The sequence below is a fragment of the Sphingosinicella sp. genome (genome assembly GCF_052387495.1).
Classification (GTDB): domain Bacteria; phylum Pseudomonadota; class Alphaproteobacteria; order Sphingomonadales; family Sphingomonadaceae; genus Allosphingosinicella.
Genome location: NZ_JBQTJC010000126.1, coordinates 1 through 8,376, shown reverse-complemented (window position 1 = coordinate 8,376; position 8,376 = coordinate 1). Strand labels below are relative to the sequence as shown.

The 8,376-nt window shown below is 67.8% G+C and carries 9 protein-coding genes; all 9 read left to right on the top strand.

Annotation, left to right across the window (positions count from 1 at the left end; translation table 11 throughout):
• The coding region (locus ACT4N8_RS07310) for an OprO/OprP family phosphate-selective porin (RefSeq protein WP_444857476.1) at positions 1 to 1,226 on the top strand (1,226 nt) is incomplete at its 5' end.
• Positions 1,227 to 1,323: 97 nt separating this feature from the next.
• Positions 1,324 to 2,388 (top strand): substrate-binding domain-containing protein, encoded by a 1,065-nt coding sequence (locus ACT4N8_RS07305; RefSeq protein WP_444857475.1) that lies wholly within the window; start codon positions 1,324 to 1,326, stop codon positions 2,386 to 2,388.
• A gap of 65 nt (positions 2,389 to 2,453) precedes the next feature.
• On the top strand, positions 2,454 to 3,836 hold the full coding sequence (gene pstC / locus ACT4N8_RS07300) for a phosphate ABC transporter permease subunit PstC (RefSeq protein ID WP_444857474.1): 1,383 nt from the start codon (positions 2,454 to 2,456) through the stop codon (positions 3,834 to 3,836).
• On the top strand, positions 3,829 to 5,112 hold the full coding sequence (pstA, locus tag ACT4N8_RS07295) for a phosphate ABC transporter permease PstA (protein ID WP_444857473.1): 1,284 nt from the start codon (positions 3,829 to 3,831) through the stop codon (positions 5,110 to 5,112). Before pstC ends, pstA begins: the two co-directional genes overlap by 8 nt.
• Positions 5,113 to 5,116: 4 nt before the next feature.
• Complete coding sequence (gene pstB / locus ACT4N8_RS07290) at positions 5,117 to 5,923, top strand: phosphate ABC transporter ATP-binding protein PstB (protein ID WP_444857472.1); 807 nt, start codon at positions 5,117 to 5,119, stop codon at positions 5,921 to 5,923.
• A gap of 11 nt (positions 5,924 to 5,934) precedes the next feature.
• The gene (phoU, locus tag ACT4N8_RS07285) at positions 5,935 to 6,648 is read left to right on the top strand and encodes a phosphate signaling complex protein PhoU (RefSeq protein ID WP_444857471.1); all 714 of its coding nucleotides are present in this window, start codon (positions 5,935 to 5,937) and stop codon (positions 6,646 to 6,648) included.
• A complete protein-coding gene (gene phoB, locus ACT4N8_RS07280) occupies positions 6,641 to 7,339 on the top strand; it encodes a phosphate regulon transcriptional regulator PhoB (RefSeq protein WP_444857470.1) in 699 nt (232 codons plus the stop codon). The genes phoU and phoB overlap by 8 nt, the downstream gene beginning before the upstream one ends.
• A 111-nt stretch (positions 7,340 to 7,450) precedes the next feature.
• Positions 7,451 to 7,771 carry a hypothetical protein gene (locus tag ACT4N8_RS07275; protein ID WP_444857469.1) on the top strand — a complete coding sequence of 107 codons (321 nt, stop codon included), beginning with the start codon at positions 7,451 to 7,453 and terminating at the stop codon, positions 7,769 to 7,771.
• A 113-nt stretch (positions 7,772 to 7,884) separates the two neighbouring features.
• On the top strand, positions 7,885 to 8,247 hold the full coding sequence (locus tag ACT4N8_RS07270) for a hypothetical protein (protein WP_444857468.1): 363 nt from the start codon (positions 7,885 to 7,887) through the stop codon (positions 8,245 to 8,247).
• Positions 8,248 to 8,376 lie beyond the last annotated feature (129 nt).

Genomic DNA, 8,376 nt, shown 5'->3' with positions numbered 1-8,376 from the left:
GACGCGGAGGCATCATGATCGGGCGAATTTTCGGGTTGCTTCTGGCCGGCTCCGCGATGGCAACTGCTACGCAGGCGGAGGCGCAAGACAACGCGAATCGCCGCTTCGCTGGCGCCCCGCGAATCGGCTCGTCGGACAGCTGGTCGATCAAGCCGCGCGGCCGCGTCCAATACGATATCGGCAGCATCTCGGCGCCCGATGGCGTGGCCACGGCCGACCTCGGCTTCGTCCGCGAATTGCGGCGTGCCCGCCTCGGCGTCGAGGGGACGATGCCGCACGGCTTTTCCTACACGTTCGAGCTGGAGCTGTCCGAGGGCTTCGCGGAGATCACCGACGCGGTGCTCAACTGGCGCGCGGCGGACGGGATCACGATCACTGCCGGCCAGCACAACAATTTCCAGTCGCTGGAGGAACTGTCGAGCTCGCGCTTCACCTCTTTCGTCGAGCGCGCCGCCTTCACCGACGCCTTCAATTTCGAGCGGCGGCTCGGTGTCTCGACGACTCTCACGAGAGGCCCAGTTACCGCGCAGGCCGGCGTCTTCATCGACAATCTGCTCGAGATCGACGAGGGCGACGGCACCTGGAGCGTCGACGGCCGGCTGGTCTACGCGCCGCGGCTTGGCGAGACCCAGCTCCACTTCGGCGCCTCCGCGCATCGGCGCGACAATGGCGACCTACTCACGCGCGGCACCACGACCCGCTACCGCCAGCGGCCGCTGATCCATGCCACCGACGTGCGCTTCGTGGGAACGCCCGCGCTGGCGGTGGATCGCGAAACCAGCTTCGGGCTCGAGGCGGCGGCGATTCGCGGCCCCTTCCACGCCACCGCCGAGGCGCACTGGCTCAATGCCGACACGCTCGCGGGCCCGAATCCGAGTTTCTTCGGCTTCTATGCCGAGGCGGGCTGGTTCCTGACCGGCGAATCGCGCGGCTATCGCGGCGCGAAGTTCGATCGCACGCGCCCGCGCCGCTCGATCGAGGAAGGCGGGCTGGGCGCGCTCCAGGTGACGCTGCGCTACGATCATCTGGATCTCAATTCGGGCACGATCGCGGGCGGGGTCCAGAACGGCATTCAGGCGTCGCTGATCTGGATCCCGACCGACCATGTCCGCTTCCTGCTCAACTATGGCCGACTCGGCTATCGGGACGCCCGCATTTCCGCCGCGGGCGGCGACCGCGATTACACCGTCGACGTCCTCGCCGCCCGCGCGCAGATCGATTTTTGAGGGGAATGGCGGCGGCTGTCATACGCCTGTCACGCACGCGTCACAGAGGACGATCCGAACCGACCTTATTCCGCCGCGCGATGCGGCTAGGCTTCCGATGGAGGGGCAAGTGAAGAAGACACTGATTTCGATGATGGCCGCCGCGCTCGCGCTGGCGGGATGCGGCCAGGGCGCCACCGGCGGCGGCGACGGCGGCTCGCGCGGCCAGATCCGCATCGTCGGCTCCTCGACCGTCTACCCCTTCTCGGTCGCGGTCGCCGAGCGGTTCGCCCAGGCGAACCCGTCTTTCGGCGCCCCGATCGTCGAATCGACCGGCACCGGCGGCGGCATGAACCTGTTTTGCGGCGGCGTCGGCCCGCAGCATCCCGACATCTCGAACGCGTCGCGGCGGATCAAGGCGGGCGAGATCGAGCAGTGCAACCGCAACGGCGTCCAGCAGATCATCGAGGTGCCGGTCGGCATCGACGGGCTGGCGTTGATCGAATCCTCGGGCCGCCCGACCGGCTTCCAGCTCACCGCGCGCGACATCTATGCCGCGCTCGCCGCCAATCCCTTCGGCCGGCCGCAAACCGCGCGCACCTGGCGCGAGGTCAATCCGGCGCTGCCCGACGTGCCGCTCCGGGTCTACGGGCCGCCGCCCACCTCGGGCACGCGCGACAGTTTCGCCGAATTGATCCTGGACCAGGGCTGCGACAGCGATCCGGCGATGGAGGCGCTGAAGGAATCGGACAGCGACCGCCATCAGCAGGTCTGCCGCCAGATCCGCGAGGACGGCGCCTATATCGAGGCCGGCGAGAACGACAATCTGCTCGTCCAGCGCGTCGCCGAAAATCAGGGCGCGATCGGCGTGCTCGGCTATTCCTTCCTCGAGGAAAATGGCGAGCGGGTGCGCGGCATCCCGATTGGCGGCGTCTCGCCGACCGCCGAGACGATCCAGAACTTCACCTATCCGGGCGCGCGGCGGCTCTACATCTACGTGAAGGGCGAGCATCTCAACGCCATTCCGGGCTTGCGCGAGTTTCTCACCGCTTTCTCGCAGGGGTGGGGCCCGGGCGGCTATCTCACCCAGCGCGGGATGATCCCGCTGCCCGACAACGAGCGGCAGGCGGCCGAGGCGGCGATCCAGAATCCGCGGCCGATCACCGTGCGCGACTTGCAGTAGGACTTGCGTGGACGCGCCGGGCCCGCCGTGGCCCGGCGCGTATTTTTGATCTAGGGGTTTCGCCGGTGTCGCTCGCCGTCATCGCCTTGCTGCTCGCCGGCCTGGGCCTCGTCGCCTGGCTGTCGGCGCGCGCCCGCGCGGCGGCCTTCGCCGGCCCCGGCAAGCCGCGCCCGCATTCGCTGCCGGGCCAGCACGGCTGGTATGTCGCTTTGTGGACGATCGTCCCGGCGGCGATCTTCCTGATCGCCTGGTCGAACCTTTCGGGCAACCTGATCTACAGCCACGTGCTAGCGAGTCCGGAGGCGCAGGCGCTCCCCGGCTTCGGGCTGCAGCGCTCGACGATTCTCAACGAGGCCTATGCGCTCGCCACCGGCGCATCGACCACCGCATTCAACCCACAGGCGCACAGGCTCGCGCCAGTCTATGCCGAGGCGATCTCCTTCTATTCCTGGATCGGGCTGGCCGTGACCCTGCTCGTCGCCTTCGCCGGCGGCGCCTGGGCGTTCACCCGCCTCTCTCCGAACTTCCGCGCGCGCACCCGGGTCGAGCGGATCGTGATGGGCACCCTGCTCCTGGCTTCGCTGATCGCGGTTCTGACCACGCTCGGCATCGTGCTCTCGCTGCTGGTCGAAAGCCTGCGCTTCTTCTCGATGGTGAACCCGCTCGAGTTCCTGTTCGGGCTGAACTGGAGCCCGCAAATGGCGATCCGCGCCGACCAGGCTGGCTCGTCGGGCGCGTTCGGCGCGATTCCCCTGTTCTGGGGGACGATCTTCATCGGCGCGATCATCGCGATGATCGTCGCCATTCCGCTCGGGCTGATGAGCGCGATCTACCTCACCCAATATGCCCGGCCCCGTGTGCGCGCCTGGATGAAGCCGATCCTCGAAATCCTCGCCGGCGTGCCGACGGTGGTCTACGGCTATTTCGCGGCGATGACGGTCGCCCCGGCGATCCGCGATCTCGGCCTCTCGCTCGGCATCGCCGCCTCGACCGAATCGGCGCTCGCCGCCGGCCTCGTCATGGGGATCATGATCATCCCCTTCGTCTCCTCGATGGCCGACGATTCGATCGCCGCCGTGCCGCAGGCGATGCGCGACGGCAGCCTCGCGATGGGCGCCACAACCTCGGAGACGATCAAAAAGGTGCTCGTCCCCGCGGCGCTCCCGGGCGTTGTCGGCGGCGTGCTGCTCGCGGTCTCCCGGGCGATCGGCGAGACGATGATCGTGGTGATGGCCGCCGGCCTCGCCGCCAACCTCACCGCCAATCCGTTCGACAGCGTCACCACGGTGACGACGCAGATCGTGCAATTGCTTACCGGCGACCAGGAGTTCGATTCGCCCAAGACGCTCGCCGCCTTCGCGCTCGGCCTCGTCCTCTTCCTCGTCACCCTCGCGCTCAACATCGTCGCGCTGCGCGTCGTGAAGAAATATCGCGAAGCCTATGAGTGATCTCGCCTCCTCGACGCGCGACACGATCGATCCGACGCCGACCGACTGGGCCGGCTCGGCGATGCAGCGGCGCATCCGCAAGCGCTACGCCGCCGAGCGCCGCTTCAAGCTGATCGGGCTCGGCGCGGTCCTGCTTTCGGCGGGCTTCCTCGCCTTTCTGCTGGTGACGATGATCGGCAACGGCGCGCGCGGCTTCACCCAGACCGAGGTCGCGCTGGAGGTGGATTTCCCGCGCTCGTCGCTCTTCCTAGATCCCGCCGCGGTGCAGGGCTTCGGCGGCGAGCAGGCGCTCGCCAACGCCGACTTCGACACCCTCGTCGGCGAGGCGGCGCGGGCACAATATGGCGCGAACGGCGCCGCGCTCTTCTCCGACGGCGCGCGGCTGCGGCTGCGCGACGCGGTGCGCGACAATCCCGAGATATTGCGCGGCCGCGCCACGATCTGGCTCCCCGCCTCGACCGAGCTCGATAGCGCCGCCAAGGGTGGCGGCGCGGCGGCGGCCGAGGCGATCTACGACGGGCTCGCGGCGCAGAACCGGGTGCGGACCGGGCTCAACTGGTCGTTCCTGACCGGCGCCGATTCGACCGATCCGACGCTCGTCGGCATCTGGGGCGCGTTCAAGGGCTCGCTGCTGACCATGTTGGTCACGCTCGCCCTCGCCTTTCCGATCGGCGTGCTCTCGGCCGTCTATCTCGAGGAATATGCGCCGCGGAACCGCTGGACCGACATGATCGAGGTCTCGATCAACAATCTCGCCGCAGTGCCCTCGATCATCTTCGGGCTGCTCGGCCTCGCCATATTCCTGAATTTCATGCACCTGCCGCGCTCGGCGCCGATCGTCGGCGGCCTGACGCTGGCGCTGATGACGATGCCGGTGATCGTCATCGCCGGGCGAAACGCGATCAAATCGGTGCCGCCCTCGATCCGCGACGCCGCGCTCGGCATCGGCGCGAGCCGCATCCAGGTCGTCTTCCACCACGTCCTGCCGCTGGCGCTGCCCGGCATCCTCACCGGCACGATCATCGGCATGGCGCGCGCGCTCGGCGAGACGGCGCCGCTGCTGATGATCGGCATGCGCGCCTTCATTTCGTCGCCGCCGGGCGGTTTCTCCGATTCGGCGACGGCGCTCCCGGTCCAGATCTTCCTCTGGTCCGACGAGGTCAGCCGGGGTTTCGTCGAGAAGACGAGCGCGGCGATCATCGTCCTCCTGGTCTTCCTGCTCGCGATGAACGGGCTGGCCATCTATCTTCGCAACAGGTTCGAACAGCGGTGGTGAACGCATGACTGATCTCAAGGACATCGCCGTGGCGGAGGCGACCGCGCAGAGCGGCACGCCGAAGATGACGGCGCGAAACGTCAGCGTCTTCTACGGCGACAAGATGGCGATCGACGACGTCTCGATCGACATCTCCCAGGAGAACGTCACCGCCTTCATCGGTCCGTCTGGCTGCGGCAAATCGACCTTCCTGCGCTGCCTCAACCGGATGAACGACACCATTCCCTCGGCGCGGGTGACTGGCGATATCAGCCTCGACGGCGAGGATATTTACGATTCCGGGATGGACGTCGTGCAGCTGCGCGCCCGGGTCGGGATGGTGTTTCAGAAGCCGAATCCCTTCCCCAAGTCGATCTACGAGAATGTCGCCTACGGGCCGCGCATCCACGGCCTCGCCGCGAGCAAGGCCGAGCTCGACACGATCGTCGAGCGCTCGCTGAAGCGCGCCGGCCTGTGGGACGAGGTGAAGGACCGGCTGGTGGAGAGCGGGACCGCCTTGTCCGGCGGCCAGCAGCAGCGGCTGTGCATCGCCCGGGCGATCGCGGTCGATCCCGAGGTGATCCTGATGGACGAGCCGTGCAGCGCGCTCGACCCGATCGCCACGGCCAAGATCGAGGAGTTGATCCACGAGCTGCGCGGCCGCTACGCGATAGTCATCGTCACCCACCATATGCAGCAGGCCGCGCGCGTTTCGCAGCGGACCGCCTTCTTCCACCTCGGCAGCCTCGTCGAATATGGCGAGACCACCGAGATTTTCACCAATCCCAAGGCGACCCGCACCAAGGATTACATCACCGGCCGCTACGGCTGAGGAGAGATTTCATGGCAAGCACAGGCCACACGATCAAAGCCTTCGACGAAGAGCTCGACACGCTGCGCGCGACCATCTCCGAGATGGGCGGGCTCGCCGAAGCGGCGATCCGCGAATCGATGCAGGCTTTGGTCAACCGCGACGCCGAAGCGGCGGCGAAGATCGTCGAGCGCGACAAGAAGATCGACGCGCTCGAGATCGAGATCGAGCGCCGCGCCGTCCAGATCATCGCGCTCCGCGCGCCGATGGCGGACGACCTTCGCGAGGTCGTCGCGGCGCTCAAGATCGCCGGCGTGGTCGAGCGGATCGGCGATTATGCCAAGAATATCGCCAAGCGTGTTCCTTCCGTTGAGGACAGCAAGATCAGGCCGCTTTCGTTGCTCCCGGAAATGGCGCGGATCGCCGGCGAGATGGTCCACAACGTGCTCGACGCCTTCGCCGCGCGCGACGCGAAGAAGGCGATCCAGGTCACCGAGCGCGACCAGGCGGTGGACGATTTCTACAATTCGATCTTCCGCGCCCTGCTCACCCACATGATGGAGAATCCCCACAACATCACCCCGGCGACCCACCTCCTGTTCGTCGCCAAGAATCTAGAGCGGATCGGCGATCACGCGACCAATGTGGCCGAAATGGTCTATTTTGCCGCGACCGGCGAGCATCTCGGCGACCGCGCAAAGGGCGCGGATGTGACGGGCATCGCGGCGGGCGATCTGAGTGAATAAACCGCGCATCCTCCTCGTCGAGGACGACCGAGCGCTCGTCGAGCTGCTCACCTTCCATTTCCGCCGCGAGGAGTTCGCGGTGGAGGCGACGCCGGACGGCGAGGACGCGCTGCTGCTCGCCCGCGAGCAGGCGCCCGACGTCGTCATCCTCGACTGGATGATCGAGGGCGTGTCTGGGATCGAGGTCTGCCGGCGGCTCAGGCGGCTGCCCGAGACCGCCAACGTGCCGATCATCATGTTGACCGCGCGCGGCGAGGAGGCGGACCGGATCCGGGGCCTCGAGACCGGCGCCGACGATGATGTCACCAAGCCCTTCAGCCCACGCGAGCTGGTCGCCCGGGTTCAGGCGGTGCTGCGCCGGGTCCGGCCCGCGCTGGCGGGCGAGCAGCTTTCCTATGCCGATGTCGAAATGGACCTGGTCGCGCACAAGGTGAAGCGCGGCGGCCAGGCGGTGATCCTGGGGCCGACCGAATTCCGGCTGCTCAGGCATTTCCTCGAGCATCCGGCCCGGGTCTTCTCGCGCGAGCGGCTGCTCGACGCGGTCTGGGGGCATGACAGCGACATCGAGCTGCGCACCGTCGACGTCCATATCCGCCGCCTCAGGAAGGCGATCAACGCCGGCGGACGGCCCGATTTGATCCGCACCGTCCGGGCGGCCGGCTACGCGCTCGACGCCGAGGATGTCCTTTAGGCGGATATTTTCTCGTTTCTCCCGCGTTGTGGCTAGTCGGCGGCGGTTCGCGTTCGAGCTGCGGCCTCCCTTGCGCCCGCGTAACCGGCGTTCGAGACGAGGAGTAGATTCATGAAGAGCATCAACCTGGCCGCGGCCCTGCTGACGAGCGGCGCGGCGATCGCACAGACCACCGCACCCGCGGACCAGCCGGGCCAGACCGTCGCCCCCGGCAACAGCGCGCCCGAGCGCGACGCGCGCGGCATCCCGGTCATCTCCGACCCCGCGACCGCCCCTCCGGGCTTCAACGAGCCGCCGCAGGTGGGCGGGACCGGCGCTCCGGCGAACGCGCGCCCGGCCCCGCAGCCGGCGACCGAGGATTATCCGGTCTGCTCGCGCACCGTGACGGACAATTGCGTCCAGGCCTACGAGCGCGGCCGCAGCCCGCAATAAGCGCGCGGGGTTCGGATACTTCGCTCCCCTCCGGCGTTTAGGAAACCTGGTCGCGCATGGATCGCGGCCTTCCCGCGCCGCACTGCGCGGCGCCCGGTAAAAGGAGTAGCTCGATGAGAACCGCGATTTTCGCGGCGGTCCTGCTTGTGGGCACCGCCGCCATTGCCCAGGACTATGAGACGACGGCTCCGGCCGATACATGGACCGCGACCACGACGACGACAACGTCGTTGCCCGTCGTCGTGCAGCCGAGCAACGCCAATCCCGAGCATGACGCGCGCGGGATCGCCGTGATCTCCGATCCGGCGGTCGTGCCGGCGGGCTTCAACGGCGTTGCCGGCACCGCCATGGGCGGCCCGCTCGTCGATCCGGCGACCGGCGAGACGGTCGTCGCGGCGGACGATTCCTATCCGAATTGCACCGCCGAGGTGACCGACAATTGCCTTCAGGCCTATGAGCGGGGCCGCACGGATTAAGCCGGCTTTCCGGTTCAATTCGAATCCCCTACTCCGCGCTCACCATAAAGCGTGGAGTGGGGGATTTTCATGACTATCAGCTTCGAAGGCCGCGTCGCGATCGTCACCGGGGCGGGCGGCGGGCTGGGC